The sequence below is a fragment of the Undibacterium sp. RuTC16W genome, from assembly GCF_049339445.1.
Lineage (GTDB): Bacteria > Pseudomonadota > Gammaproteobacteria > Burkholderiales > Burkholderiaceae_D > Undibacterium.
The window spans coordinates 26,263-52,038 of the sequence record NZ_JBMPPE010000007.1 but is presented as its reverse complement, the minus strand read 5'-3'; the positions used below and the strand labels follow the sequence as shown (position 1 = coordinate 52,038).

Annotated in this window: 27 protein-coding genes; 11 read left to right on the top strand and 16 right to left on the bottom strand. The window is 43.7% G+C overall.

Annotated elements, in window-relative coordinates; genetic code table 11:
• Positions 1 to 332: 332 nt before the first annotated feature.
• From minE to ACO0K4_RS14175, 5 genes are all read right to left on the bottom strand, one after another.
• Positions 333 to 596: a cell division topological specificity factor MinE gene (gene minE, locus ACO0K4_RS14195; protein ID WP_422957290.1), complete on the bottom strand. Its 264-nt coding sequence runs from the start codon at positions 594 to 596 to the stop codon at positions 333 to 335.
• 1 nt (position 597) lies between these two features.
• Positions 598 to 1,413 (bottom strand): septum site-determining protein MinD, encoded by an 816-nt coding sequence (gene minD, locus ACO0K4_RS14190; RefSeq protein ID WP_422957289.1) that lies wholly within the window; start codon positions 1,411 to 1,413, stop codon positions 598 to 600.
• A 65-nt stretch (positions 1,414 to 1,478) separates the two neighbouring features.
• Positions 1,479 to 2,246 carry a septum site-determining protein MinC gene (gene minC, locus ACO0K4_RS14185; protein WP_422957288.1) on the bottom strand — a complete coding sequence of 256 codons (768 nt, stop codon included), beginning with the start codon at positions 2,244 to 2,246 and terminating at the stop codon, positions 1,479 to 1,481.
• 243 nt (positions 2,247 to 2,489) lie between these two features.
• Entirely contained in the window at positions 2,490 to 3,338 is an 849-nt protein-coding gene (locus ACO0K4_RS14180; RefSeq protein WP_422957287.1) for a hypothetical protein, read from the bottom strand.
• A gap of 377 nt (positions 3,339 to 3,715) precedes the next feature.
• Positions 3,716 to 4,633: a LysR family transcriptional regulator gene (locus tag ACO0K4_RS14175; RefSeq protein WP_422957286.1), complete on the bottom strand. Its 918-nt coding sequence runs from the start codon at positions 4,631 to 4,633 to the stop codon at positions 3,716 to 3,718.
• Between the two features lie 197 nt (positions 4,634 to 4,830).
• On the opposite strand from ACO0K4_RS14175, the gene ACO0K4_RS14170 reads away from it, so the two are divergent.
• A complete protein-coding gene (locus ACO0K4_RS14170; RefSeq protein ID WP_422957485.1) occupies positions 4,831 to 5,922 on the top strand; it encodes a YeiH family protein in 1,092 nt (363 codons plus the stop codon).
• 104 nt (positions 5,923 to 6,026) lie between these two features.
• Here the strand turns inward: ACO0K4_RS14170 and ACO0K4_RS14165 are convergent, their stop codons facing one another.
• On the bottom strand, positions 6,027 to 7,340 hold the full coding sequence (locus ACO0K4_RS14165; RefSeq protein WP_422957285.1) for an amidohydrolase family protein: 1,314 nt from the start codon (positions 7,338 to 7,340) through the stop codon (positions 6,027 to 6,029).
• Between the two features lie 61 nt (positions 7,341 to 7,401).
• Positions 7,402 to 8,148, bottom strand: coding sequence for a hypothetical protein (locus ACO0K4_RS14160; protein WP_422957284.1), 747 nt, complete (start codon positions 8,146 to 8,148; stop codon positions 7,402 to 7,404).
• A 332-nt stretch (positions 8,149 to 8,480) separates the two neighbouring features.
• Here ACO0K4_RS14160 and ACO0K4_RS14155 point away from each other — a divergent pair, with 332 nt between their 5' ends.
• The gene (locus tag ACO0K4_RS14155) at positions 8,481 to 9,023 is read left to right on the top strand and encodes a tyrosine-type recombinase/integrase (RefSeq protein WP_422957283.1); all 543 of its coding nucleotides are present in this window, start codon (positions 8,481 to 8,483) and stop codon (positions 9,021 to 9,023) included.
• A 152-nt stretch (positions 9,024 to 9,175) separates the two neighbouring features.
• Here the strand turns inward: ACO0K4_RS14155 and ACO0K4_RS14150 are convergent, their stop codons facing one another.
• From ACO0K4_RS14150 to ACO0K4_RS14135, 4 genes are all read right to left on the bottom strand, one after another.
• Complete coding sequence (locus tag ACO0K4_RS14150; protein ID WP_422957282.1) at positions 9,176 to 9,574, bottom strand: DUF2971 domain-containing protein; 399 nt, start codon at positions 9,572 to 9,574, stop codon at positions 9,176 to 9,178.
• Between the two features lie 648 nt (positions 9,575 to 10,222).
• The gene (locus ACO0K4_RS14145) at positions 10,223 to 10,408 is read right to left on the bottom strand and encodes a hypothetical protein (RefSeq protein ID WP_422957281.1); all 186 of its coding nucleotides are present in this window, start codon (positions 10,406 to 10,408) and stop codon (positions 10,223 to 10,225) included.
• A complete protein-coding gene (locus ACO0K4_RS14140) occupies positions 10,405 to 10,881 on the bottom strand; it encodes a zeta toxin family protein (RefSeq protein ID WP_422957280.1) in 477 nt (158 codons plus the stop codon). Before ACO0K4_RS14140 ends, ACO0K4_RS14145 begins: the two co-directional genes overlap by 4 nt.
• 439 nt (positions 10,882 to 11,320) lie before the next feature.
• The gene (locus ACO0K4_RS14135; protein WP_422957279.1) at positions 11,321 to 12,016 is read right to left on the bottom strand and encodes a hypothetical protein; all 696 of its coding nucleotides are present in this window, start codon (positions 12,014 to 12,016) and stop codon (positions 11,321 to 11,323) included.
• 266 nt (positions 12,017 to 12,282) lie between these two features.
• Here ACO0K4_RS14135 and ACO0K4_RS14130 point away from each other — a divergent pair, with 266 nt between their 5' ends.
• The 4 genes from ACO0K4_RS14130 (at position 12,283) to ACO0K4_RS14115 (ending at position 15,141) form a co-directional block, all read left to right on the top strand.
• On the top strand, positions 12,283 to 12,678 hold the full coding sequence (locus ACO0K4_RS14130; RefSeq protein ID WP_422957278.1) for a hypothetical protein: 396 nt from the start codon (positions 12,283 to 12,285) through the stop codon (positions 12,676 to 12,678).
• A 98-nt stretch (positions 12,679 to 12,776) separates the two neighbouring features.
• Positions 12,777 to 13,064, top strand: a complete 288-nt coding sequence (locus ACO0K4_RS14125; RefSeq protein ID WP_422957277.1) for a hypothetical protein — start codon at positions 12,777 to 12,779, stop codon at positions 13,062 to 13,064.
• A gap of 146 nt (positions 13,065 to 13,210) precedes the next feature.
• Positions 13,211 to 13,537, top strand: coding sequence for a hypothetical protein (locus tag ACO0K4_RS14120; protein WP_422957276.1), 327 nt, complete (start codon positions 13,211 to 13,213; stop codon positions 13,535 to 13,537).
• A 146-nt stretch (positions 13,538 to 13,683) separates the two neighbouring features.
• On the top strand, positions 13,684 to 15,141 hold the full coding sequence (locus tag ACO0K4_RS14115; protein ID WP_422957275.1) for a DNA primase family protein: 1,458 nt from the start codon (positions 13,684 to 13,686) through the stop codon (positions 15,139 to 15,141).
• Between the two features lie 334 nt (positions 15,142 to 15,475).
• Here ACO0K4_RS14115 and kwaB read toward each other — a convergent pair whose 3' ends face one another.
• From kwaB to ACO0K4_RS14100, 3 genes are all read right to left on the bottom strand, one after another.
• On the bottom strand, positions 15,476 to 16,420 hold the full coding sequence (kwaB, locus tag ACO0K4_RS14110) for an anti-phage protein KwaB (protein WP_422957274.1): 945 nt from the start codon (positions 16,418 to 16,420) through the stop codon (positions 15,476 to 15,478).
• A complete protein-coding gene (gene kwaA / locus ACO0K4_RS14105; RefSeq protein ID WP_422957273.1) occupies positions 16,417 to 17,037 on the bottom strand; it encodes an anti-phage protein KwaA in 621 nt (206 codons plus the stop codon). Before kwaA ends, kwaB begins: the two co-directional genes overlap by 4 nt.
• Before the next feature lie 288 nt (positions 17,038 to 17,325).
• Positions 17,326 to 17,604, bottom strand: a complete 279-nt coding sequence (locus ACO0K4_RS14100; RefSeq protein ID WP_422957272.1) for a hypothetical protein — start codon at positions 17,602 to 17,604, stop codon at positions 17,326 to 17,328.
• Positions 17,605 to 17,788: 184 nt separating this feature from the next.
• Between ACO0K4_RS14100 and mobQ the strand changes: the two genes are divergently transcribed.
• The 4 genes from mobQ to ACO0K4_RS14080 all read left to right on the top strand — a co-directional run bounded on the left by mobQ (position 17,789) and on the right by ACO0K4_RS14080 (position 22,193).
• Positions 17,789 to 19,108, top strand: coding sequence for a MobQ family relaxase (mobQ, locus tag ACO0K4_RS14095; RefSeq protein ID WP_422957271.1), 1,320 nt, complete (start codon positions 17,789 to 17,791; stop codon positions 19,106 to 19,108).
• 148 nt (positions 19,109 to 19,256) lie between these two features.
• Positions 19,257 to 19,466, top strand: coding sequence for a ribbon-helix-helix protein, CopG family (locus ACO0K4_RS14090; RefSeq protein WP_422957270.1), 210 nt, complete (start codon positions 19,257 to 19,259; stop codon positions 19,464 to 19,466).
• A 2-nt stretch (positions 19,467 to 19,468) separates the two neighbouring features.
• Positions 19,469 to 20,632, top strand: coding sequence for a DNA cytosine methyltransferase (locus ACO0K4_RS14085; protein ID WP_422957269.1), 1,164 nt, complete (start codon positions 19,469 to 19,471; stop codon positions 20,630 to 20,632).
• Positions 20,633 to 20,645: 13 nt separating this feature from the next.
• Complete coding sequence (locus ACO0K4_RS14080) at positions 20,646 to 22,193, top strand: hypothetical protein (protein WP_422957268.1); 1,548 nt, start codon at positions 20,646 to 20,648, stop codon at positions 22,191 to 22,193.
• A gap of 527 nt (positions 22,194 to 22,720) precedes the next feature.
• On the opposite strand, the gene ACO0K4_RS14075 is transcribed toward ACO0K4_RS14080, so the two are convergent.
• Entirely contained in the window at positions 22,721 to 23,119 is a 399-nt protein-coding gene (locus ACO0K4_RS14075) for a hypothetical protein (protein ID WP_422957267.1), read from the bottom strand.
• 83 nt (positions 23,120 to 23,202) lie between these two features.
• Complete coding sequence (locus ACO0K4_RS14070) at positions 23,203 to 24,261, bottom strand: hypothetical protein (RefSeq protein WP_422957266.1); 1,059 nt, start codon at positions 24,259 to 24,261, stop codon at positions 23,203 to 23,205.
• A gap of 244 nt (positions 24,262 to 24,505) precedes the next feature.
• Between ACO0K4_RS14070 and ACO0K4_RS14065 the strand changes: the two genes are divergently transcribed.
• Complete coding sequence (locus ACO0K4_RS14065; RefSeq protein ID WP_422957265.1) at positions 24,506 to 24,910, top strand: helix-turn-helix domain-containing protein; 405 nt, start codon at positions 24,506 to 24,508, stop codon at positions 24,908 to 24,910.
• Positions 24,911 to 25,776 lie beyond the last annotated feature (866 nt).

Sequence of the window (25,776 nt, the reverse complement as noted above, 5' to 3'; positions counted from 1 at the left end):
AGCATTGTACCTAACACAAGAATGATTTTAGGCAAGCTGGAAAGAATGAGCAAAAAAAACAGGCATTTCCTTCATTTTAATGCCTTTTTAGCACATAAAAACGACTAAATATTTCCTATTGGAAATTATTATCTTGAATATCTACGCACCATCGCAAACGTTTGCTGCGATTCGCATATCTAGGCGGATGATAAATCGACGACGCAAATCGACACGGGTTAGATAAGGACTGGACCAGGACTTTGTAAAGAGATGATTTATCGATGCATCACTTAGTTGCACCAAATTGCACCAGAGCGGTTACCACTATCTGCCGCTCTGGCGTTGGGGTATTAACTACGTAGCTCTACATCAGGTAAGACAACGTTCACATCCAGTACTTCCAAATTGCCCTGGCGATCTAGTGACACCTTGATATCGTCTGCATTGACTTTGGTGTATTTGGAAATCACTGCGATCAGTTCTTCGCGTAAAGCAGGTAAAAAATCATACCCCTCACGACTTGTGCGCTCGCGGGCAATGATGATTTGCAGACGTTCTTTGGCGGTATTGGCGCTCTTAGGTTTGTTGTTGAATAAAAAAGATAGCAAGGCCATATTACTTACCTCCAAAAATCCGTTGCAGCAGACCTGGTTTTTCGTAATTGATAAAACGCAGGGGCACTTCTTGACCGAGAAAACGTGAGATTACATCTTCGTACGCATCCGACACATCGCTTCCCTTCATGTGGATGGCCGGATTACCTTGATTTGATGCATGTAGCACCGCTTCTGACTCTGGAATCACGCCGATCAGGGGAATGCGCAAAATTTCCTGCACGTCGGTGTAGGACAGCATCTCACCAGCCTCAACACGCTTCGGTGAGTAGCGGGTGATCAACAGATGTTCTTTCACAGGCTCGCCACCTTCCTGCGCGCGTTTTGACTTCGCTTGAATGATGCCCAGAATACGGTCGGAGTCACGTACGGAAGACACCTCAGGATTGGTCACAACGATCGCTTCATCGGCAAATGTCAGCGCCATGACTGCACCGCGTTCAATGCCCGCAGGTGAGTCGCAAATGATGTATTCAAAGTCCATTTTGGCGAGATCCGTTAAGACACGCTCAACGCCTTCTTCTGTCAGCGCATCTTTGTCGCGGGTTTGCGAGGCGGGCAGGATAAACAAATTATCGCAATGCTTGTCCTTGATCAGCGCCTGATTCAGACTTGCTTCGCCGCTGATGACATTGACTAAATCATAGACGACACGTCGTTCGCAGCCCATGATCAAATCCAGATTACGCAGACCTACGTCAAAATCGAGTACGGCGGTTTTATGTCCCCGCATGGCCAGACCAGACGCAAAGCTGGCACTGGAAGTCGTTTTTCCTACGCCGCCCTTACCGGATGTCACAACGATGATTCTTGCCACAAAGAACTCCTTTAATTTTCGAGCAATCAAACTACTGATAGCGGTGATGGAATAATGTTAAATAATTAACCAGCTGATTTTACGGATGATACTTCAATACTGTCACCAATCAGCTTGATTTGTACGGGATGGTTAGGCAGCAGTGCCGGAAAGCCATCATCAAACGTGCGATAGATCCCTGCAATAGAGACCAATTCTGCCTCCATTGACAGTGCAAAAATACGCGCATCGGTATTGCCTGTAGCGCCAGCCAGAGCACGCCCGCGTAAGGGGGCGTAAATATGAATACTGCCATCAGCAATGACCTCGGCGCCATTATTGACCGATGCGGTAATGATCAGATCCGCCCCGCGTGCGTAAATACGCTGCCCCGCACGCACCGGCGTGTCGATCACCATTGCCGGTGTATTGCTATGAATAATTTGCGGTGCTGGCGCAGGAACAGGTTTCTCTGCCACGATTTCCACTGCAGTCGTTGTCGTAACCGGCGTTGGGCTAGTGAACTCTGGTCGTGGCTTGCTGACCACGTCGATACTCAGGCCGTGGCTGCGTATCGCGCTGTAATCGCTTTCCTGCGCATTGCGTACCGCGACCGGATTGAGTCCAAACGATTTAAATAAACGGATCAGCGCTGGCCAGTCTAGTTTTTCTGAGGCGATATTTTCTACATCGATGACAGCAAACTCGTCGTCAAAAAAATCTGGTGTGCCCGCTGTCATTTGCTTCAAAGCGGCTTCCAGCGTAGCGATGGGCGCTGCATGCAAAATAATCGCAACGGCGACAACGGTAGAAATTTTTATTTCAACAGGCTTGTGCGTCAGGCTATTTTGCATAGTAAATAATCAGTAAGGTGGCAATGCGACGGTCTGAACAGGCGAAAGAATAACGGCTATTGTAAAAGACTTATCCCGGTCGTTGTGGTCTAAGTCTCGCTAAAACTGCAAAAAAAATAAGCGAAATCCGCTTGCAATCCGATTAAAAAATAGGCTGGCAATTGCCTTTGCCAAAGAAGTTTTCTCAAAAGCCTGTGCAGATTATCGAGCCGACCTGTCGTTTTTGTCGTCGCGGCTAGTACCTTAGCCAGCGTTTAAAGCTAAGGTCAGTTCTGCCACACGCGCTTTAAGAACCAGGTTTTCAGCATGCAGTTCGGCTATTTTTTGTTGCAAGACTGCGATGTCGGCGGGATCCCTAAAAGTCGCTGAGGCGTGAAGATTACTGCCTGTACTTTGCACCTGAGCATCGTCTTGTGAAGTGTTATGTTCCGGAGCTTCATTTTTCGCTATTTTCACAGGCCGGCTTGCTGCTTTGATCTCGCGCGCAAGTCTGGCGGCCTGTTGCAACTCTTTACGGCCGCCTGCAACGGCGTCGGCTTGTTGCGCCTCCGGTAAGGAGGCAATGGCCGCAGCGGCACTGATGGAGATGGTTCCAGCGCGAACTGCATTGACTAATGCGGGGCTTGCTGCCTTCTGAATTTTTTCAATTTGCGTGACGGCATTGCTGCTGATTCCTGCGGATTTGGCGATGTCTTCGCGCGTATTTTTTGCCTTGGGTTCAGGAGTTTCATCGGGCGCTGGTGCCGTATTGTCGTTCGCTGGTTTGCTGCGTGCAGCGACAATTTCTTTTTTGCGTAATGCCAGCATGCCACGCTGAAAATCCGTGACGCTGCGACGTCCGATATGGTTGTCGATCAGCCAGAGAATGACATCCTCCATGCTGTCGAGTGACGTATTTTGTATTGTTTTATAAGGCAGATGATGTTGCTGACAAATTGCATAACGGTTATGACCGTCGATCAGCGTATCACCCCATAAAATCAGGGCATCGCGACAGCCCTCGCGCAAAATGCTACGTTCCAGTGCCTCATATTCATGGCTTGTCAGCGGATCAATATAAGCTTTAATTTCTTTGTTAATTTGTATGGTCATGGGTGATGCTGGTTAGCTATTTTCTGAAGGGTTGTGCATATGATTGATGACGGCAACTCGTCGCGGTAATTCGTAACGATCGTTGATGAATGCCATACTAACGAATACTCATCAATAGATGAGGACTTACGCAAAACGACAATTGTCTATCACCATACAAATGGAAGCCGCATGTTATATGCGGCTTCCAGAGGCATTTCGTGCCAGCAGGCGCATTCTGCTTGCGGATTCATTTTGATATGGATATTTCACGGAACTGCTTACTCCTGCTTTTCTCGGCGTATCCGTGTATCCGTGTATCCGTTTCTCTGTGGTGAGAGTTTTAGTTTGTGCGTCAGTCCAATAGATATGAAAATTTTACATTATTCCTATTTGTGTTAGGTCCGCATAGGTTTATCTGGTGCCGACATCCTGCGACAGGATGTTAAAAAATCTTGCAGCCGCGCAGATAGTATTTTATGTCTGTGATGAATCAGATAAAAACTTCTTTCTAGTTTAGGCAGTGTGGTTTTTACCTCGACCACTTTACGCATGCTCAATAAATCCGCAACAACGCGGCGTGATAAACATGCGATGCCCAGACCCTCGGCTGCGGCATATTTAATTGCCTCCGAGTTGCCGAATTCGCCTATGCAATTCAGATGATGTAAGTGCGGTAGCAGCGCTTGCTCCACTGTTTCGCGCGTCCCCGACCCCGGTTCTCTCAGCAGCCATTGAGCATTGCGTAAATTTTTGAGAGGCACTTTTGCTTCAACACGACCATTGAGTATGGGATGTTCTGGTGCACAGACAATAATGAGTTCATCGCTGATCCAGCGCTCTGCATAAAGTTCTTCCTGATGACAAGGTCCTTCTATCAAACCGAGATCCAGGTCGAAACTCGCGACGGCGTGCGCAATATCAGCCGTATTGGCAATCGTCACATTGGGATAGCTCATCGAGTCCGCGTGTGTTTTAGCGAGAATGGCAGGTAACACATAGATGCCAATGGTAGTGCTTGCACCTAGTCGCAATCCCGCGCCGGAACGAGCGAAGCCAGAGTTAAATTGCTGCTCGATGACACGTGCAGCATCAAGCAGTTGATTCGCCTGAGGCAGGAGCACACGACCATTGTCATTGAGTTGGAGACGCTTGCCAATGCGGTCAAACAGACTGATATCCAGGCCATGCTCCAGTTCATTTAACGCTGCACTGGTAGCGGATTGCGACAGATTAACCTCTTCAGCGGCAGCCGATGTGCTGCCGGTCTGGGCGACAGCCTGAAATATCTGTAATTGTCTTAATGTCAGTCGCATTTGGACGCAGGTTGGCGGCAGATAATAATCTACCTATTTTACAGCTTGGTTATAGATAAATGAATTGTTTTGTGTATTAATTGGAGTGGCATACACTGCGCGCTATCTTGATCTGTTTGATCACTCAAAAATTATGCTGCACCAATCAGAAACTCACTATGTCTGCCATCTTTCGCTCTGCTAGCACTACAAGATCGATGCATATCGCTAATTACTTAGATCGATGCCAATTGTCCGTAGCACTTGTTCGGCCATATTTTCCCGGACTATTACTAATCGCAATGATTAGCGCTATTGCAATATCGCTAGGCCGACTCTCATGGCTGACTGAGCATGGTCTTGGCGTCTTGAGCCTGGCAATTTTTTTAGGCGTCGCCGCTGGCAATACGACTGCCGTTGTTGACGTGACTCAATCCGCACCAGGTATTCGTTTTTCAAAACATCATTTGCTACGCCTGGGGATCGTGTTGTATGGATTTCGCTTAAATTTTCAGGATCTGGCAGATGTTGGTCTCAGTGGTTTTTTGATTGATGCGCTGGTTCTGAGCACTACTTTTGGTCTGAGTATTTTTCTTGGAATGAAGTTGCTGGGATTAGATAAAAACACGGCGATCTTAATCGGTGCCGGGAGTTCTATTTGCGGCGCGGCAGCGATCATGGCAACAGAGAAAGTCGTCAGTGCTCAACCGGAAGAGGTCAGCGTAGCAATCTCTACGGTGGTGGTGTTTGGCATGCTTGCAACCTTGCTCTATCCCTTCCTATACCATTGGAATCTGTCTTTGCATCTGGTCTCTGCTGATGCAGAATTTTTTGGTGTTTTCGCCGGCTCGACGGTTCATGATGTTGCACAAGTTGTCGCTGTTGCCCACGCGGTCGGCGAACAAGCTGAACGTGCAGCTATCGTCGCGAAGATGGGACGGGTCATGATGCTGGCGCCGTTTTTGTTTTTACTATCGCTGGCTTTATCAAAAAAGAGAGTGTCGCCTGATCAATCGACAATGACGCATCAGAAGCAAGCGCAAGCCATCAGTGTTCCCTGGTTTGCATTTGTTTTTGTGCTGATGGTTGCAATCAATTCGATTCTGCCAATACCCAAGCATTGGCTTGTTATGATGCAGCAAGTGGATCTGTGTTTATTAGCGATGGCAATGGTCGCCTTAGGTTTGAGTACGAATCTCAGTGCGATACGCAAGGCTGGCAGCAAGCCATTATTACTGGGCGGCGCACTATTTATGTGGTTGATGGCAGGGGGCATGATGATCAATCAGATAGTGAGTTATCTGTTCTGATCATCATGAACATAAAGCGACTGGCGCAACAACTACCTCACTAATTAACCAGCTAACTAAGCGGACGCAGTTGTAGGTAGGTTGATTGAGCGAATCTGATGAGATTACCTGATCACCGCGCCAGCTTTCATCACCCATTTAACTCTTTCTAACTCAGTCACATCTTTTAACGGATTGCCATCCACTGCAATCATGTCGGCAAATTTTCCGACATCAATCGAGCCGACCTGATCTTCCCAGCCAAGTAGCTTTGATGCGTTGACGGTCGCTGATCTGATCGCCTGAATGGGCGTCATGCCGATTTGCACATAAACAGCAAACTCTCTCGCATTGAGTCCGTGCGGATACACGCCAGCATCAGTGCCAAACGCAATTGGTACACCCAGACTGACTGCACGAGCAACGTGCTTGCGCGCATCTGGTAAGACGACTTTGGCTTTTTCTAGCAAAGCTTTAGGTAATTTGATTTCTTCTGCATGCTGAATGAGCCAGTCGCCCAGATACAAGGTCGGCACCAGCCAGGTCTTATGTTCCTTCATCAACTTGCTACCTTCGTCATCGATGTAGGATCCATGTTCAATTGAATCCACGCCAGCCAATACGGCAAGCCTGATGCCGTCACCACCGTGGGCATGTGCCGCCACTTTTTTACCTAGTCGATGGGCCTCACTGACGATGGTCTTCATCTCTTCCAGCGTATATTGCGATGCTTTGGGATCATCCCCGAACGAAAGCACGCCGCCGGTTGCGCAAATCTTGATCACACTGGCGCCGTACTTGATGATTTCACGGGTTTTTTGCATGACTGCCGCGACGCCATCCGCAGTACCACCAGATGTCAGATGATATTCCGGCGCATGCATCGTATCATCGCAATGGCCTCCTGTGATCCCCATCCCAGGACCAGATGCCAACATCCTTGGACCAGGGATGTCCCCCGCATTGATCGCGTCACGCAAGCCAACATCTGAGTAAGCTTCGGCATAAACATCGCGAACCGTAGTAAATCCTGCGTTCAGCGTCAGCCGGGCATTGCGTGCGCCGATCAAGGTCTGTCTGGGCGCGGACAGTGCAATACTGGAGTAGCCGCTGTTCTCGGGATCGGCAGTCAGATGCGTATGCATATCGATCAGGCCGGGCAGCAGTGTTTTATCTCCCAGATCAATAATTTGTGCTGTATCAGGAATCTGCACCTTGTTGCCAGCGGCGATAATTTTATCGCCACGTATTAGCACGGTGGCCTGATCAATGAAAGTGCCATCGTTGACATTTAACATGTGCGCCGCTTTCACCGCGATCAGTGTTTGGGGAGTCTCGCCGGACATACTGATGACCGATACTGTCATCAGCGAGACGCCTAACATCAATTTTTGAGCGACATGGAATACACCAGCGAAAGACGACAAACGTACATTCATACAATTTCTCCAAAAGGATATGCGGCGCTGAACTAGCGAGGCAGTGAAATGATAATCACAGTTAAAACAGAAGCTGCAAACGCATCGTGAACATGTCAGCGTGTTTGCCATAAACAGAGCCCCTCAGATATGCTGCCTGATAAGCAAATCTAGTCGAGGGCATCAGTTCAAACGACCCAAACACAGCAGGTCCGATACGATGCGACTGCTGATCACGCGACGCCCAATGATCCCAGTCACCGAGTTCGCCAAATCCCTGCAAACCAATATGCAGGGCCGGTATCCAGCGATATTTGGCCTGCCACTGGTATTTCATTTGCGTCGCATTACCTTGCCCGTTGCCATAAGATTCTTCTGACGCAAAGCTACGTTCAAAAAAGACATTCCCATTCAAACGCACCTTGCCGATATCCGTTTGCAACGCAGGGCCAAATTCAAACGTATACCCATCGGCAGTATCATGCGGACGAATAAAATTAGTGTGCAAGGCGAGGTCGAACGGATACTGCCCCTGCGTCAACTGATAATCGTTTTGCCAGTTCCAAGTACTAAGTTTGAGGTCTGACCTCGACGTCCCGATAGCGCTTGCATATAGCTCGGTATACCAGCGCGCAGTAACACCATACCCAAACCCCAGCTCCGGCCAGATGGTCTTTGACCCGTTAGCACGATTGATTGTCCAATACCGGTAATCCAGTGACTTCTCGTCCTTGTTGTCATACACCGTCACCACATAATACCCAGGATCAGCCCACGCGCTCAGGCTGACAGCCAAAAGAAAAAAGAGCAAAACGAAACGCTTTGTCATGGAATTTTCCAGGTGATTTTGATGCAGGGAGATGTACTGGTCAGATGTCTAGTATGCATCTGGCTTGTGAAAATAGAAAGAGCTGTGATGCGACAGATTTGTTTGTCAGGACGGGGGTGTAAATAAAAAGCCGTTTAATAAATGAAATTACAAATGCTTCTGGATGCCATTTTGTATGGAGTATCCCTGCCAGAACAAATCGCAGACTACAAACCAAGCAAAGTCGATCTTGGTCGACGATATATGCAGCGATATGCCGCCCACTTTGGGGTTGCACACGCAGGGAGACTACACTCAATATTTTGAGCTTCTGAAAAAGGTGTTTTGGGGAGATGTCAATTGACGCTATTCGTCCTTTTGATATTGCCGAATATTTAAGGGTAAGAGGTGCAGCATCAAAAGTTCGTGCAAACCGCGAGAAGGCGCTTTTTAGCACGATTTTCAACCATGCTAGGGCATGGGGTTATGCCGATATTACGAACCCGTGTATCGGTATCAAAGGATATAAAGAAAAATCACGTGACAGGTACATGTCTGACGACGAATATGCGGCTGTTTGGGCGTGTACGCATCCTACGGTACAAGATGCAATGGATTTAGCACTCTGCACAGGTCAGCGCCCGGCTGATGTACTGAAATTCAATGTGACAGATATTGCTGATGGATGTTTGAGCCTAACCCAAAATAAAACGGGTAAAAATTTGCGCATCGCAATTGACAGCGAACTTGAGGAAGTAATCGATCGGATTCTGGCAAAGCCACGAGACAAGGTAAACAAGGCGTTATCGCAAGACCCAGATGGGCAGCGGCTGAGTTATTTTGCTTTACGATCTCGGTTTGATAAAGCGCGGAAAACGGCAGGCTTGAATTTTTAGTTCAGAGACTTGCGAGCTAAGGCGGCTACGGATACAGAAGATTTAGCACATACATAAAAATTGCTTGGACATAAAAATAGAGCAACAACTGAAACTTATACTAGAGACCGTAAAGGTGATTTTGTTTCTCCACTATCTAGAAAAAGACAACGCTAAATTTCAATAATAGTTAGTTTATATGTCGATTTACAGACTTCTGTTTTGTAAAGCTTAATTGGTTCTGTACGCTTAGAAAGCCAATTTTTGACTGTCTCTATCGTGTCCGTTTTCACTTGAGCGCCAAAAATTAAACCTGTTAGGTTTTGTGGGCGGAATCTAATTACACGTGGACCTTCATCGTAACTTATCAATCGCCACTCGTCCTCATATTCCCACTCAAGCGACTTCGTTAGCAGTGCTTTCTCTAATTGCGTTTGATGATTGTCCTGGTACATATTGATGACTGGACGCGTCTCTGCATATTTGACCTTCATCGCATGTGTCATGAGCGCGAAATCTCCATCAAATTCAAGACAAATTCCTTGATGTGAGTCGGCATAGTGTGACCACATAAGTATGCTGTCTCTTTTTGTAGTAACAGACAGAACACCTATTTTCTTGGTGTGGTTATCGATGATCTGCTGTTGTATCGCTTCCTTAACAAGTGGATTTTTCGGGTTGCGGTTAAAGTCTCTACGAAACTGTTTAACGTCCTTCCTTCGAGCTTCTCGATTGAAATGTGGTTCTAATTTTCTTTGTAGTCGCTTGTAGTCTTCAAGTTGAACGGCCGCAGATGCTTCAAGAGATATGACTGGGCGACAATCAAAAGGGTCATTAAATTTTTCTGGGGGGGGCGAAATAAATTTCGTGATTACATATTATGTCTTTGACATATTTCTTGGCTTCTTCCTCACCGCCCATTGATTTATATTTGTAGAATTTAGGAGGTAGATTTTTTTCAGAGTAAATCTGATTTGCTGTATTGATTTGATTCATTCGACTTCCTACATTTGCCCGTTGAATTGCTATATCGAGAAATAATTATTTCACGATAGGAGTGAGAAGTCGTTAAGAATTGTAGAACTCGATTGAGAATTGTAGAATTGATCGCGCAAAAAAACAAAGGTTTACATCTCTGTAAGCCTTTGTTTTTTCTGCCTATTTCTTGGTGGGCCGGGGCGGAATCGAACCACCGATACAAGGATTTTCAACATTCGTGTCTATTTCGGTGTCAGATTTTCTTGCTGCTTAGGTGCCAGGTGTTCAATGACGCCATTACGACTGATGACAATTGCAGTGCCGGTTGCTTTTGCCAGATCCTGCGCACGCTGCGCTGCTCTTTGCATGGCGATCTGAGAGAGGCGTAAATCGCTGTCCTTGGCTTGTGCTATGGGTTGCTTGTTCATACTCGTTCGCTCCAGTCGATGAGAGCCGGTACGGAACCGGCATTGTCATATAAAGCCCAGGCGTCCACGAGGGGCGCATAGAGTCGTTCAAAATTATTCTTGCCAGCGACAAAGCGGCGTCGTATCACGTCTTCGGGGATGTGATGGCCGCCTTGTTTTACCCGTTGTGCGACACGGGCAATGGCTTCTTCTGCGCTCGCTAATTGCAGAAAAATGAGTTTGACGCGATAGCCCGCTTTTTGCCATTCGCCAACCTGACGCAGATAGCTGCGACCAGAGAGAGTTGTTTCAAAAGCGAAACTGGTGCGTGCGGCAAAGTGGCGTGTTAACTCCTGTAACATCAGGCGTCCGGCTTGTAGTGAGGCAGTTTCTGGTGCAAATGTGGTTTTTCCGGCACCGTTCGGGCCAGCGATGATAATGATGCGTGGCGCTTCTTCCATATTCAAGACTCCGTCTTTGGACGCTGCTTGCATTTAGAACGATACCGGAAATAGACCGGACAAGGGGACTTTCTGCTTCCACAAACGACAACGCCAACCGGTGATGGTTGGCGTTGCGTGAACAATGTTCTTGGTGGCCCGGGGCGGACTGGCTACCAAAACGCCTAAGTCATTGATTTGTATAGGTGTTATTCGCAAAATCGCTACCAAAAGGTGTTCCACTTGTTTGGAACACTTAATGCCACATTTTGACACCATTCTTTCTTTCAAGCCAGTGCTATAAAACCAGCACAGGCTGGAACGTTAGGCTCAGCTTCAATTCCGAAAAAATATTGATGAAGTCAGTCAATGCTTAATGCTAAATTCACATATAAAAAATCTTGGGTTTGGTGTTCCAAATCAAATTACAAAGAAAGAAGCCAAACAGCCCCGCCAACCTGGACAGCACGGACAGGGGGCTTGATTAATTTGCTCAGCCAGCATCTTCAAATAATTCCTGAACATAGTCAGCCACAGACTTTCCAAAAGCCTGTTCTATCGGTTTTCCTAAAATGCCATACATTAGATATTCTGCATATCGCATTGCATCGGCATCATCCTGCTTTAACACGATATTCCAAAAAGCGATAATTGCCAGCACTGTTCGTGGCTGTAATTTTTTTTGGTCGTTTTGACTTCGTTTGACAATGTTCCTATTGGAACCACGCACCATTTTTTTGAAATCAGTGTCTAACCGATCACCTTGATAATCTAGTTCGTCAAAAAGAACGTATTCCAATAGTGACTGACCTTTATCAACTAAGCTTTTCTTGTATCCGTATAAACCCGCGCTGCTAAGCACGCCAGAGAGAAGCCGTTTGCACAAATCTAAATTTGCATTCAATACAGAAAAAAGCGAAAACTCTTTAGACCCATTTTTATAAACACGGGCAGTTCCCTTTAAGATTTTATCTACATTATCAACCAATGATGGCGATGGTTCGTTACGATGAGAATTAAATTTATTCCATTTACCTTGATCACCGTCCAAGCCTTGACGACTCAACCAAATTATTAATTGACTCAGGTTTTTTTGCTTAGACTCGTTGATCAAAGCAGCCAGCCAAATGTCATTTCTTAATTTTGGTATCCCAACCAATTTCCCATCAATTTTATTACTCTTCTTCATTCCAAATCTCAAAAAGTAGGGTTAAAGCTTTCAATTTTTAGGTGCTATTAATTGCCATAAGAACAATGCTCGTTATGCCAAAACGAACTGCGTGAATTTCAATCATTTCGCTTTATAGTTGCAACCATAGAATTTGGAATGCGATGAAAGAAAAATCAATTTAATTGCAATAGTAACATGTATCGTTATCCCCATAATGATCAATTTTTATTTGCTGCCAAATTTGGGAGAATGTTAAACATCAACACTTGATCAAGGAGATAAAAATGAAACTGAAAAATATGAGTAATACCAAACAAGAAATGTACTTTCAAGACTTCGATAGTCTGTCAGTTAACGAGATGTCCGAAGAAGATTGGGATGAATATCTTGATGCCGACACACATGAAGAATATACCGTGCGAGATTATCAAATCGGCTATTGGGATATGGGTGAATTCGGTGAACAAATTGTCAGGGCAACTTGTGAAGAGTTAGCCGAAGACGGTTTTCTTTGCGAATATCAACCAAAGCGAAAATGCCAACCCTACATTGCTCGTTGCGAAACACTTGCCGAAGTAGCAGAACGCATTGCATTAGGCGAAAAAAGCTTACCTAGCGATGGACAGACATGGCGATTTGAAGATGCAGGGAATATGTATTACGAAGCAATGTGTCATTGATGTGTGAACGAATTTGGCGATGGTAATTTGTGTCGCTTAATACTGAAGTTTGTAGCAAAAAAGGAGCAGTAAAAAACATTTAAACGAAAGGAAATCGTATGCGAGTAATTAAGGCAATTCAAAATAAGCAGGTTCTACTAATTTTATATAAGGGCTTACCACGAATGATTGAAGCCTATATTTGCGGTAAGAACTCAATAGGTCAAGAGTTTGTTCGCGGCTATCAAATCGGTGGCACAAGTTGTACCGATGATATTGGATGGAGAATATTGGATATGAAAAAAATCCAAGCGGCGATTGAAATACCTGAACACCACTTCGCCAAACCAAGGCAAGGTTATGTCAGAAATGACCCAGTCATTACCACCGTTTATGCACAGGTGTAAAACAGCATAAGCAATTAATAGCCCAAGACAATAAGAAAAAGTAGTGGGCTAATCAACACAAACCATACAGCGACGGCATTCCGCGATTCAAGCCGTGGAAAAGGCAATAAAAACAAAAATATCCGAAACTTTATAGGAGAAATATCATGGATAACAATAAACATAAAAAATTAGTTAGTTCTGCAGTTTCAGGCATCAAAACCATTATGGAAGTTTCAAACTTAGCCGGAATTCCATTGAACAAAACACTAAACGCAGAAAGCCTTAAATTGTGGGCTGATGTTATCGCGGCATTTAGCGAATGCATGAGTGGTGAAGAAATGGGAGTTATGTTTGCATTGATTATTAATCTCGCCAACAAGGGTAGCACCATCAGCGATATTGAAAAAATTTGCTTGATAGATTTAGGCGAGCAATTTGCAATGAGGGTAGATTTAAAAATAAAACCTGAAGATGCAACGACCATTCATTAATACAACCAATTTTCAGCGACTACCGTAGTGCAAATTAACCCCATTAAATGGGGTTATTGGTGGCACAACGGTTCAGGTCTGCGGGTGCAGACTTTGAAGTTCCACCGTATCCATGGAAAACAAAAACTCAAAATTATGGAAAAATCATGAACACAACAGATAACTTAAACGAAGCACTTTTAGACCCTTTTGGTGATGCGCCTGTCACCGTTGGAATGACTACCTACACCAGCAATGCTCCAGCGATGGTGCAAGCCATACCAGCAGCAGGTAAAACAAAAGTCGCCCCAGAATTCCAATATGCACAAATGATGGAGTACGATCACTGTGTTGCAAAAAAAGACGAACTTATCTACTGTTGGAATACCAGTTTCTGGAAGTTGCAAATAGATAACGAGAATTCGAAACACGCCTTAAGGTGGTTAGGGAATAATGTTCCACAACGAGCGAATGCAGGGACTGCTGAAAGCTGTGTAAGAACGGCGTTATTGTTGGCGCAGCCCTTGCCACCAAAATCACACAACACAATCGTTCCAGTGCATGGAGGCTGGTTTACATTCAACAATGACTTTTCTATTTCATTGAATAAGCCAGACCGGCATTTAGGCATTACCCATTGTGTGCCAGCACCAGTTCCAGCCGATTCATTGTTCGGTAAGTTCATTGAATCCTCTTTGCCTGATCCAGCTGTCCGCGAGTTAGTGCAGACTTATGTTGGCTATACCTTATGTTCCCATGTTAAACACCAAACTGGACATTTGTGGATTGGTCCAAAGGGCAGCAATGGTAAGAGCACCATGCTTAATATTGTGATGGCCTTGCATGAGAATGCTATTGCCATGCAGTTGGATAAGTTGGAAGGATTTAATTTATCCAATTTAGTCGGTGCGACCTTGGTAGTTTGCGACGAAACACCAAAAGGAAAAATTGACCAACAGGTTTTGAAGTCCTTAATCTCAGGCGGTACGACTTCCATTAACCGAAAATTCAAGGATGTATTGAGCTATCAGAATTTTGCTAAATTTATTATTTGCGCTAACCACTTACCAGCATTGACAGACCAGTCTGATGCCTTTTGGCGTCGTTTGCATGTCGTTGAATGGAACGAGACTTTTACAGGGGATAAACTCGTTCTTGATCTTGATAAAGAAATCATTCAGTCTGAATTGCACATCGTATTGGATTGGGCTTTGGCAGGTTTGCAAAAATTGGAGCGAGACAAGAAATTCACCATTCCTGAAGCCTCCAAGCATGCTGTTCGTTCTGCCAAAATTGAGTCTAATAATGTTGCCAACTGGGTTGAATCAAATGGAGTGAGCTATTCAGATGCGGATCAGCCATTTAATGACAAAGCTATTTTATTTGAGAACTATAGAGAGTTTTGTCGCGACAATGGTTTTCAAGCTTGCGCTGTTCCTCAGTTCTTTACCCGTTTGCATAGCGAGTTTCCTAACATTAAAGAAACACGCATGATGATGGGTAAGGGTGCAGATAGAAAACGTGTTCGCTGTGTCAATTTAACGACTGGCGTTTTTTGCAAGGAAGACTTAGTTGAGCAAGTCGCTATTGAGAAAAACGAAATTGAACAAGCATTTTATGGTTAAGAGTTAGCCCCTACAGACTGGGCAGAGAGAAGAAGGAAGCATATATTTTCTGCCCAGTCTGTCCATGCGTCCAACCGGTTCAGGTGCTTTTTTAATTACTCTGAAAAATCAGGATATTGGTGATACTTGGAAGCCCTATTCAGCTCTCGCTGAAAACTCGGGCCAATGGTTATTGGACGACTGGACCGGCAACGGTTGACGGAACAACCAGTTTCTCTTCCTTTCTAAAAACAGGTGAAACAATCACTGATATCACTTCATGTCGCACCAAATAATTCTGCATAATTGCTCGGCTTTAAATAAAAACCATGACTAGACTATAAGTTCACCCGTTTTATCGGGCTGCAATAATTGCTGCCAGTTCGTTTTTAGCCAACGTTTCGTAGTCAACGTGCGTCAATTCGGATGTCAGGTAATCGTCGTTCAAAAGCTTATAAAGCTTTTTGACGCTGTCCTTTGAAGAAAGCAACAGCTTTCCGTCTGCCACCTTGATACCGATTTGTTGTTGTTTAGCTTGTACGAAAGCGATGACCGTGGCTACGTCCAAATCCAGCACTCGGCTCTTTCCAGCACGAAGAATATCTTTTCTTGAACCAAATCCTTCTGCCAAGTAGCTCTTCGCGTCAGTCACCAAGTTACTAGCCGTGATTTTGGCTACAACCTGCTGCATCGCATTCTTTGCGATCTGGTCGAATGCAAAGGACTTCTCAAATTTTCCAAAATCATTGATGTAAAACTCGTTACCAAGCATTAGGACTTCGAAGCCACCGGTAACTTTCAAAATGTCTTGATCGATAAGCGAAAACCGTGTGTTATCCCGAACAACCAGCAAGATCTGATCTCTCTTAACAAGCGAGACGGGATAGAATTTTTTGAAGAACAAAACGGAGCTTTGCACTGAAGAAATTTTTATCGCAAGACTCGTCACATTCGTCAGATCACTTTCTCTGAAGTTAAACACATCCCGATCTTTCCCTGCTAATAGATCGCTGAGTTCTGCGAACTCGGTTGGCCGTTCGTCTAGGTCGTACATGAATAACGTATCGGTTCGGTAGTCCAAATCGGTAAGAGGCTTCGTTGCTAAATCCTTATTCAGCAAAAACTGGTCAATGCTGGCTACAAATTGCCGACAGACCGCTTCTGTCGCTCCATCATCGAAATCAGCCAACCAGTATTCCCGCGCTTGGCTGTTTCCCGTACCCAGATATAATTTTAGATTAATTCCGTTGGCATGCATAATCGCAGCCAATTCCACCCGTAGTTCTTCTATTGTTTTCATGTTTTGATGTCGATTGCTTTCCGTGCGAAGAAAATATTCTTATCTAGTCTGAGCATGTTCACTCTGGAATCTAAATCAATATCCTCCCGAGCGATCAATACCGCTGTACCCGTTGGCACACCTTCGCCGCTCTGTTCGAATTTAACTGTACAAATTTTGAATCCGAGTAGCGACAAGGTCGGATTTGCATAAAAGAGGTTGGTCCGAACATAGATCGCACCTATCAATAAGAGGGTGATGACAAGACTCACGATCTGACGCAGGGTGTCTAGGTTAAAACTCAATAACGGAATGACATACGTCGCAAGAAACACCAAGTGATCTGCAGTTTTATCCTCAATCTCGATCACCTTGAAAGGGCCATTTTTTGCTCCCTCAATGATTCTTATGAAAGCGATGTAAAAGCCGACCGACACCAATAGAACAATCACACATATCAACGGCATATGGTTCTTCGAAGCAATGGCGCCAAGCTGCCTCAAGTTGGCGAATTTGCAGTCAAAGCACAAGTCCACATCAATCTTATTGACGAATATCAGAACAAGCAAAAGCCATAGCGAAAGAAGATACATTCCGACTTTGATCAGTCGGCCCATCCGAATTTGATTTGTGCCCATATTGCAATCCCCCTTTGCGCATAGTAAGATAAGATAAACATCTTGACAACTTATGTATTGCGAATCCCACGACCGAATTCGATCCCAACTATTAAGATGCTCAATGAACTTGGTACTACCGACTGAAAGTCTGGAATAGAAACTGTGCATGCATCAGAAATAATCTGAAGTAACCGATGAATCGTCGCTGACTGACCGGCATTGGCGGCGGAAGACATCGGCGTGCTCAATCCATGAGATCGGACAAGCTGCGTCCAAGTGCTTTTCTAATCTTGATATGAAAATCGATCAGATCAGAGCCAAACGATTAGAATCAAAGTCATTAAAATCATTGGCTACTCCGAATAAAGTATAGTCTCGTGGCTCAAGCATTCCTGCTGCAATCAATTCTTTGCCTAGCTTTTTTAAGTCATTGTCTGCCAGCTTAATCACATAAGCACCTGCCAGAATTTTGCGTCTGGTATCGCGTTTTCTCTCCTCTGCTATCTCACGGTTTTTGGTTTGCTGAATACGGGCTTCCAGCTCCGCTTTCTGCTGAAGTAAATTATTCAAATTCGGCTTGCTCATTTTTTATCTCTCCTGTTTTTATTGTTTGAGTGTTGACATTTCAAATTCACGCTGTAGTACTACCAATAACAAACAAAAAAGAAACGTCAATAGCAAAACAGATCAATAGCGCACTTATACATTGAGGATGAATCTCTCAATGTGTTGCTTAAAGCTGAAAGCCAAAACGTTCAGGAGAATATCTATGGCGATTTACCACTTGAGTGTAAAACTCATTACCCGAACCACTGCAAAAAATGCTGTAGCCGCAGCCTCTTATCGTGCTGGCCAGAAAATTCACGATAACCGCACCGGGCAGACATTTGATTACACCCGAAAAAAGGAAGTGTCTTACCGCCGTATCTTTACACCACCCAATGCACCGCGTTGGATGAAAGACCGTGAACAGCTTTGGAATGCTGTAGAACAGTCCGAAACCAGAAAGGATGCACAGGTAGCCCGCGAGATAGAAGTTGCCTTACCGATTGAATTAAGCACTTCACAGCACATTATTTTGCTTGAGCGATTTGTGCATACCCAGCTCATAAGCAAGGGCATGATTGCCGACGTGGTCATTCATAACAAGAAAAATAACCCCCACGCCCACATTCTTTTAACCACTCGCGAAATCAATATCACTTGTGACGGCTTCGGAAAGAAAAATCGTGACTGGAACGACAAAATAAATTTGAAAATCTGGCGCGAACAGTGGGCAAGTCACTGTAACAGAAGGCTGTCCATCGCATCCAGTAAAAGTCGCATAGACCACCGCAGTTTGCAAGACCAGGGAGCAGGCCGAATCCCAACCGTGCATGTTGGTGCGAACTGTCATGCGATGGACAAACGAGGTATTACATCAAAACGAAAGGAACTCAACACACTAATCAAGGAGAAAAATATGAGTAACGAAAAAAGTAAGCAGTTAATCGCATCTTTGAAGTTGGAAGATGAAACCAACCAAACTCAATACGAAATTGTTCAGGCAAAAAAATCTAGGCACTTGTTTTTAAATCCGACCGATTTCAACAACAGTAAAAGATACCGCGAAGCGATTTTTGCGAGAACCTACATTCCGATTTTACTGGAGATATTTGCAGACTATTGCAACGGAATAAATGAAATTGAAAGCGATATTGGTATGTGCTTTCAAATCAATCTCAATGGTGGTGGCAAAGTCTATGACTATGGTAGTCAAATAAAAATAGCTAGTGGCACGGACGAAGAAATCAAGGTTGCGATTAGATTAGCCGTAGAAAAAGGGTGGGGTGGATTGCATCTCACTGGGACGGACGAAGCTAAGTCCCAAATTTTTCTCCAAGCCGTTTTATCAGGTGCATTTCGTCCTGAGCAAATCACAGGCTACAAACCATCTAAGCGAGATTTAGAAATTATTCGTGACTACAAACCGGCATTAAAGATTGCCAACGACACCAATATTATTAAAAGTTATGTCGTTGAAAAAACAGAGGGTAGCGGCTCTGTTGGCGCGGAAGAAAAGGTTCAAATTCCACGATTGAAAATTTAGTTGATTGGGTATTAGTTCTATGGCGAAATAAAAAAATTACTGAGAAAAATCGAGATTTTTTCTACGGATTAATTCAGCGAACACCAAAATGGTGTAAAGTGGTGCAGTCGTTTGTGCTGTATGTTTAATCATAGAAAATATGGAAAATATGGAAAATATGGAAAATATGGAAAAATTGATTAAAGAAAATCAAAAAACTTCCCGCGCTTCAGTTAGTTTTCCTATTGGTTTGTATGAAGAGCTTGAGCAATTGGCTCTTTTAAAAAAAGTATCTATCGCGTGGGTCGTGAGGGATGCTGTTGAGAAATATTTAGAAAGCAACAAATCAGTATCCGAAAAATCGATAGTAATAGATTAAATATGATCTATACGAATAATACTCAAGAATTGAAAATGCCCAGTGACGATATGAAGGTGACTGCAAATGAAAGAACTGTGTCAGCTAAAATAGAAAGAAACAAGAAAAAAGGCTTAGTTGCACTGTCATTGTTTTCGGGGGGCGGTGGGCTTGATTTAGGTTTTTCAGCTGCCGGCTATAGTATTTGTTGTTCAAGTGATATTGACACATTTTCCTGTGATACTTTGGAATTAAATGCAGGAAAAAAATTTTATAAGCATGCGTATTCAATCCCGACAGATATAAGAGATATTTCTGCAGATAGTCTGTTGAGTAAATCTAATGTTGATAAAAGTGAAATTGATATTGTTCTAGGTGGCCCACCTTGTCAAGCATTCTCAATATTTGGAAAACGTAAAGGTTTAGAGGACCCAAGAGGCAACTTGGTCTGGGAATATCTACGTATTATCAAAGAGGTAGAACCCAAAGCATTTGTTTTTGAAAATGTTGCCGGTTTAATGTCCATACACGACGGAAAACTATTTGATGAAATTGAGAAAGAGCTATCGTTAAATGGCCTATATACAGTTTCAACTCATCGCTATCAAGTCGCCGATTTTGGTGTGCCACAATTCAGAGATAGAATTTTTTTTATTGGCACAAAGTCTGGAATCACCGTGCCTCCAATGATCCCAACACATGGAGATAGTCCTCGTAGGCGTCCGTTTAGAACAGTAGGAGAAGCGCTTCGCAATCTTCCAAGTCCAGGTATTGACTCGGTGGTTCCAAATCATGTTGGTAGAGTTCATAGTCAAAGAATTGTTGAGCGATATGAAAATTTGATTTTTGGCGAACGAGATCCGAAAACGCGGATTAACAAATTACACCCAGAGCGTCCTAGTTTTACAATCATTGTTGGTTCTGACAAGGGGGGAGGCAAGGGACATGTTCATCCTTTTTTCCCAAGAGAGGTCACACCGCGAGAATCTGCTCGTATGCAGACTTTTCCTGATTGGTGGAAGTTCTCGGGAAAAGGGCGCCATGTTATTCGTCAGGTTGGTAATGCTGTTCCTCCACTTTTTGCCGCCGTTTTAGCTGAACACATTAAACAACATGTTTTTGCTTTTAAGAAGAAGAAAAATTACGAAGAGCTAGTAAAAGTTCTTGGTTTAGGTTACTTGCTATAAAATTAATATAAATATGATCCTTGATTTATTTAGTCATAAAATTCACTCAAGCGGTGCGGAGTGGCCAGACAAACTAGCTGAGCTTGCTTCAATTTTTGGGGAATTTGATGGAGAGGTTTATGATCGGCAAGCTTTTGAAGATAGATTAAAAAAAATCAGTCCTCGAGCTTCTTATTTTATGCAATCAGCATCTACTTCTGGGCGACTTGACGCCTCAAAATTTCGAGATGAGATAAGTGCATACCCAGCTTACTTAGGGTTATATTTTCTTGAGCAATCGGACAAGGGGTGGGTAGTTCGAGTTAGTGAAACTGCAAAGCGTTTTTTGTTGTGTGAAGAGCCAGATGTGGCATCCTTTTTACGTCTTCAATTACCACTGTTTCAGTATCCGAATGCGATGGGGGCCGCCTATATTAGTTTTACTAATAATCTTAGAATCCAAGCAAACACACGGGATAGAACTCTTAGCTTTGTTGAGCACGGCGTACACTTGTCTCCCGTCAGGCTAATTGCTATGGCGTTGAAAGCAGATTCAATTTTGCGTCAAGATACCATTTTCAATGCGGTTGTGACATATGACGAAATCTTTGGACTGGTCAATTCTAGCGAGATAAATTCTTGCACTGTAGTTGATCTTGACTTGCTAAGTAATGCGTTGTCTGAATGCCGATCTGGTATTCGAGAAATTCCCACCAGATACGAGAGTAGATTTCATATTCTGCGACACTTAGAAATATTTTCTTTGAAAAACGGTGCAATTCGGCTCAGAGATGCAGTGAATGATGCAGATGCCACACAGTTGAGTGATCAGTTGGATGCGATATGTAATATTAAAAATCAATTTAATGGCTTTGATGGTTGCACTTCTGCGAATGATTTAGAGTCAGTTATTGCTAGTGGTGATTGGGGGAGATATTTTGATGGACTTAAAAGTTTGTCCGCAAATGAGGTGCAAATACTTTCAAGTGATATGGCTGCTGTTCAGATATATCCGAACGTTCCTTCTGTAAGAATACCTACGATTGAACCTGAGATTTATGGTTTTCGAGAACGAACCGGCGCTTTATCACCTGTAAAGCCTTACAACAGAAGAAAAGAAATCGCCGATCCAGAATCAACCCGTATCAAGATGCAAAGAAGAAACTTAGTGCACAAAGAACTCATAGATAAAATGGACTCGTGGTTAAGAAATATTGGTGCAATCCCAAAGGAAAACGATCATATTGATTTGTATGCAAAAATTCCCAATGACGGCTCTTTTATTTTTGAAATGAAGAGTGGTGGTATTAGTTTGTTGGATCAAATTAGAAAAGGATTGAGCCAACTATACGAATACCGGTACCGATATAAAAATGTAATTAATGACTCAAGCATTTCGCTTTGCCTTGTATTAAATGAGGATCCGGCGGAGATTCCTTGGATTACAGATTACCTCTGCAACGACAGGGAAATAAACATATGTTGGTTTTCCGAGGACGGTCAACTAGCTTGGCCTCCAATATGTGAGAGCAATATGTCAAAAATAGTTCCATTGCCGTCACAGATGCATACTTTGAATTGAATGATCATCGTGCCTAATTATTGGCACGCTATGGAATCACGAAGAAGCTCTAATTAAGGAACTTCTTCAATCAGTTAATTCCCAGCCCGGAGAACAGTAAGGTTCCCAGTCGTTATTGATTGCTGATTCCTATACAAAGCCGCCAGCATCTTCCAAAATGCCGTAGAAGTAGAATCTCCAAACCCAAACCGAAACCCAATGAATTGATTAGCAAGCCCCAGTGCGTGTCTAAATTCATGAACCACAATCGCTTGCGTCGCAGTGACCATTCCCAAGATTTAGGTAGACGGGGTTTGACTTAATCCCATTTTGGCTATCGGGCCTGAATCACGTTTCCCATATTGGAACCTTCCGACAAATTAAGCCAACCTACCTACATGACACGGACAGGTTAGACACCCAGACAGATTTGAAAGGAATTTATTCTCATGCACCATGCATGTCTGTGTGGCTGGGTTGTCCGACCTGTTTCAGCTTTTGCGTGTAAAAACGTTAGCTGTTACTTCAATGCTTACGCTTTATATGAATCAGCTCCTCAAAGCAATACCACCCATCGCTGCTAGTTTTGGCTGAGCACCTAAAATATGGCGAAGATCATCTCTGAGCAGAAATGCGTAAATCAGTCCTATTCCCCACAAAGGAATCAACACTACGCAAATGAATACGACAGTTTTACTCCGTCTCCAGTAATACAATTTACTATCGGGTAGCTTGACGCCAACAATCCTATTACCAATCAAATACAAAGTAACTTCACGACCAAGACCCCGCTCAATGAAATCGTTCAGACTTCGTGCGGTTCTCAGTTTTTGCAAAATCTGATCACCAATTTCTATAGTGTCGTAGTGTGTAAATGATTTGCCGATTTGATTAACACTTGATGTGCCACTGCCCAACATGCTTAGAACACCGGTTACTTCACGCATTGTTTTATCCCTTTCATTGTTTGCGAATTTGCAGCCGCACAGAATTGATGAATCTACGCGGGACTATCCTAAGACTGATTAAATTAAGGCATGACACCGAACGAGAAATAAGCAGGACCGTTAGCAAAATTGTTGCCAGTATTATTGCCAGTCACTAGCAGACCTGCTGGAGAAGAAATAAGGTAGTTGATCGTACCGTCCGACACGGTAGCTGTAGCAATACCTGTTATCGGCGTATTGGGTGTTAATGCGATGTTTTGGGTTTTGACAATCAGATTTTGTATGGATGCTGTGATTGGATTCTGAATGTCATCGCTCGTATTTAGGATGTAACTTCCTGCCACAGGATTCCACGCGGTTTGCGGCACACCTAACCAGATACCCGTCACAATCCCACCACCACCGGTATCGTTCTCTGTGACAACCAGTGTGCTATTGGCACCAGTACCAACCACAAATGCAGTCGCCCGTACTAACCCCCCAGATGAAAGATCAAAGGCATAACTACTACCAGAATGTGCGGCGAAAGTACCGTTTGCTGTTGCAGTGGAACAGGTAGAAGTATTTTTGCACATACTCCAATTGCCAAGGTTATCAATCGTGATGGTGGCAAATGACATGCGTGTCTGTGCAGGATTGCTTCCAGTGTCATCCTGATAGCGAAGCACAGTATAAGTTCCTTGCAATGCCCCAAGATTGGTATTGGAAGCTAATGCAGTGGTATCCATCAGGAAGACAGGTTGATCATTTCCATTGACGAGTGTATGCGAAACACCTAAAGCCCCATTGCTTTGCATAATTGTGCGCATGCTAGTGCTGGAATTCCCTGAGCTATCCATACAAGCTTTATTCAAAGGTGCTGGAGCGTTCGCATCCTGAACCAGATTCAATGTGCCAGATAAGTTACCCGAATACGTTAATGTCGTGCCTCCACCGGAAAATTGCGCTGCACCTGCTCCCCCAGTCAAAGCTACTGCAACCAGTGGATGGGAATTGGAAATGCTACAGGTAGTTGCCGCAGTTCCACTAGTACTGCTACCCGAACTACTGCCAGAATTTGTGCTTGCAGTATTGCTCCCATTTCCGCCACAGGCTGAAAGGGCTAATACAAATGAACTTGCGACCATGATATGTAATTTCATGTTGCTCGCCTTTTATAGAGATGAAAAACGAAACTTCCAAGAAGGGAAGTGCATAGTTATTGCTTAGTGCTGCTTTTGATTAGGTACTTCTTCCTGTAATCACTCCAGAATTTCCGTTAATCGGAATAGACCTATAAAATCAACTAATAATGATTTAATATATCATTATATATTAACGCATTGAGTCATTCCAAGGTTGACGTAAAAAGATCACACTTCATGCTCTACGGTGACGGAGTGTGTCATGCAACAAGAAGAAATTAGTCCAGAAAAGCGACTGGCTCGTGAAGTCGGTGGGATTATTGCTATTCGCAGAAAAGCCAAGGGATTGACTCAGGCACAACTAGCCGAGTACATGGACATTGAAAAAGAATCCGTCAGTAGGATAGAAACAGGCCATATCGCGCCGACATTGGCACGCCTGGCTCAGATAGCCAAGTTGCTGGATTGTGATATCAGCGACTTACTCAAAATCAGCACACCCGATGTGAGTTACCAAGCATTAGCCCTAATGAATCGCATGGAGTATTTGAGTGAGGGTCAGCAAACTATATTGCTGGATTTATTCGGCAAGGTCGCACTTGCTATGGGCAAGCTGAATGCTAAAGATAGGAAAGTGGTGGAGAAATTTCTTGGTGAAATCTTGTAGCTATTTTAAGGAGCGTCTTAAATGTCTCTTCTGGTAAAAGGGTTACTATTTTTAGTATTGGTGATCAGCTTAGCGGTCTTACTGAACAGATTTGAGTGGTTTAAAAAAACTGGCATTGGTAAAAGCTGGAGTCTATTCGAAAAGCTAATATTAGAAGTGGTAACACCAAAGCCAGAAAATACCTACAAATGCCGACAATATCCTGCTCCCAGACGTGCACAGCAAGAGTGCTCAGAGGCGAATGGTGATCAAACCGAGATATTCTGTAATAAGTGTCGGCGTGACATATCTATTCGCTTGTAAATGTTAATTGTAGTAGTCGCGACCCGATCTGAGACATCACAAATGTCAAAATTAACACGAAGGCTTAAGCACGCTTAAAGGGTTAAACGAGTTCTGAAGTTTACAAAAACAGAACAAATTTTCAATCAACTTCGGGTGTAACCTTTGAGACGACATTGTCGGATGTGCAGTGTCTTCGAAAAGCCAACTGTAATTGGTTACTTGATCAATTTCGAAAAAGGGGATTAAAGGCCAGAGGAGAGTGGTCATTTAATGCCGCGTAACAAAGACATGGGTCAATTAGAAAATATATCTGTAATATTGGAAATACTTATCTTGCGGCCAAAGCCATCGAAGATAAGTATTCAGTAAAAAAATACCTGTACAACATCCATACACGAAAGATTTCCCGCTTTCTTCTGCAATGTCCTAACTAAAAAGCGTCAATAACACATATAAAATAATTCTGAAATTTAGAATTTATATTGAAGTATTGTTGTAGAAAAGAAAATATAAGCACTTAAAAATAAAACCATAGTTTATATTAGGGCAATTTATAGTTAAACACTTGTTTGATTAATCTG

Coding starts and splice junctions, on each gene's coding strand:
- ACO0K4_RS14125 (WP_422957277.1), top strand. CDS start 12,777: ATGCGAGTAATTAAGGCAATTCAAAATAAGCAGGTTCTACTAATTTTA.
- ACO0K4_RS14085 (WP_422957269.1), top strand. CDS start 19,469: ATGATCTATACGAATAATACTCAAGAATTGAAAATGCCCAGTGACGAT.
- ACO0K4_RS14150 (WP_422957282.1), bottom strand. CDS start 9,574: ATGTGGTCACACTATGCCGACTCACATCAAGGAATTTGTCTTGAATTT.
- mobQ (WP_422957271.1), top strand. CDS start 17,789: ATGGCGATTTACCACTTGAGTGTAAAACTCATTACCCGAACCACTGCA.
- ACO0K4_RS14080 (WP_422957268.1), top strand. CDS start 20,646: ATGATCCTTGATTTATTTAGTCATAAAATTCACTCAAGCGGTGCGGAG.
- ACO0K4_RS14180 (WP_422957287.1), bottom strand. CDS start 3,338: ATGACCATACAAATTAACAAAGAAATTAAAGCTTATATTGATCCGCTG.
- ACO0K4_RS14120 (WP_422957276.1), top strand. CDS start 13,211: ATGGATAACAATAAACATAAAAAATTAGTTAGTTCTGCAGTTTCAGGC.
- ACO0K4_RS14070 (WP_422957266.1), bottom strand. CDS start 24,261: ATGAAATTACATATCATGGTCGCAAGTTCATTTGTATTAGCCCTTTCA.
- ACO0K4_RS14115 (WP_422957275.1), top strand. CDS start 13,684: ATGAACACAACAGATAACTTAAACGAAGCACTTTTAGACCCTTTTGGT.
- ACO0K4_RS14155 (WP_422957283.1), top strand. CDS start 8,481: ATGTCAATTGACGCTATTCGTCCTTTTGATATTGCCGAATATTTAAGG.
- ACO0K4_RS14135 (WP_422957279.1), bottom strand. CDS start 12,016: ATGAAGAAGAGTAATAAAATTGATGGGAAATTGGTTGGGATACCAAAA.
- ACO0K4_RS14170 (WP_422957485.1), top strand. CDS start 4,831: ATGCATATCGCTAATTACTTAGATCGATGCCAATTGTCCGTAGCACTT.
- ACO0K4_RS14090 (WP_422957270.1), top strand. CDS start 19,257: ATGGAAAATATGGAAAATATGGAAAAATTGATTAAAGAAAATCAAAAA.
- ACO0K4_RS14160 (WP_422957284.1), bottom strand. CDS start 8,148: ATGACAAAGCGTTTCGTTTTGCTCTTTTTTCTTTTGGCTGTCAGCCTG.
- ACO0K4_RS14165 (WP_422957285.1), bottom strand. CDS start 7,340: ATGAATGTACGTTTGTCGTCTTTCGCTGGTGTATTCCATGTCGCTCAA.
- ACO0K4_RS14075 (WP_422957267.1), bottom strand. CDS start 23,119: ATGCGTGAAGTAACCGGTGTTCTAAGCATGTTGGGCAGTGGCACATCA.
- ACO0K4_RS14065 (WP_422957265.1), top strand. CDS start 24,506: ATGCAACAAGAAGAAATTAGTCCAGAAAAGCGACTGGCTCGTGAAGTC.
- minC (WP_422957288.1), bottom strand. CDS start 2,246: ATGCAAAATAGCCTGACGCACAAGCCTGTTGAAATAAAAATTTCTACC.
- ACO0K4_RS14140 (WP_422957280.1), bottom strand. CDS start 10,881: ATGCAAGCAGCGTCCAAAGACGGAGTCTTGAATATGGAAGAAGCGCCA.
- kwaA (WP_422957273.1), bottom strand. CDS start 17,037: ATGGGCACAAATCAAATTCGGATGGGCCGACTGATCAAAGTCGGAATG.
- kwaB (WP_422957274.1), bottom strand. CDS start 16,420: ATGAAAACAATAGAAGAACTACGGGTGGAATTGGCTGCGATTATGCAT.
- minE (WP_422957290.1), bottom strand. CDS start 596: ATGGCCTTGCTATCTTTTTTATTCAACAACAAACCTAAGAGCGCCAAT.
- ACO0K4_RS14145 (WP_422957281.1), bottom strand. CDS start 10,408: ATGAACAAGCAACCCATAGCACAAGCCAAGGACAGCGATTTACGCCTC.
- ACO0K4_RS14130 (WP_422957278.1), top strand. CDS start 12,283: ATGAAACTGAAAAATATGAGTAATACCAAACAAGAAATGTACTTTCAA.
- ACO0K4_RS14175 (WP_422957286.1), bottom strand. CDS start 4,633: ATGCGACTGACATTAAGACAATTACAGATATTTCAGGCTGTCGCCCAG.
- ACO0K4_RS14100 (WP_422957272.1), bottom strand. CDS start 17,604: ATGAGCAAGCCGAATTTGAATAATTTACTTCAGCAGAAAGCGGAGCTG.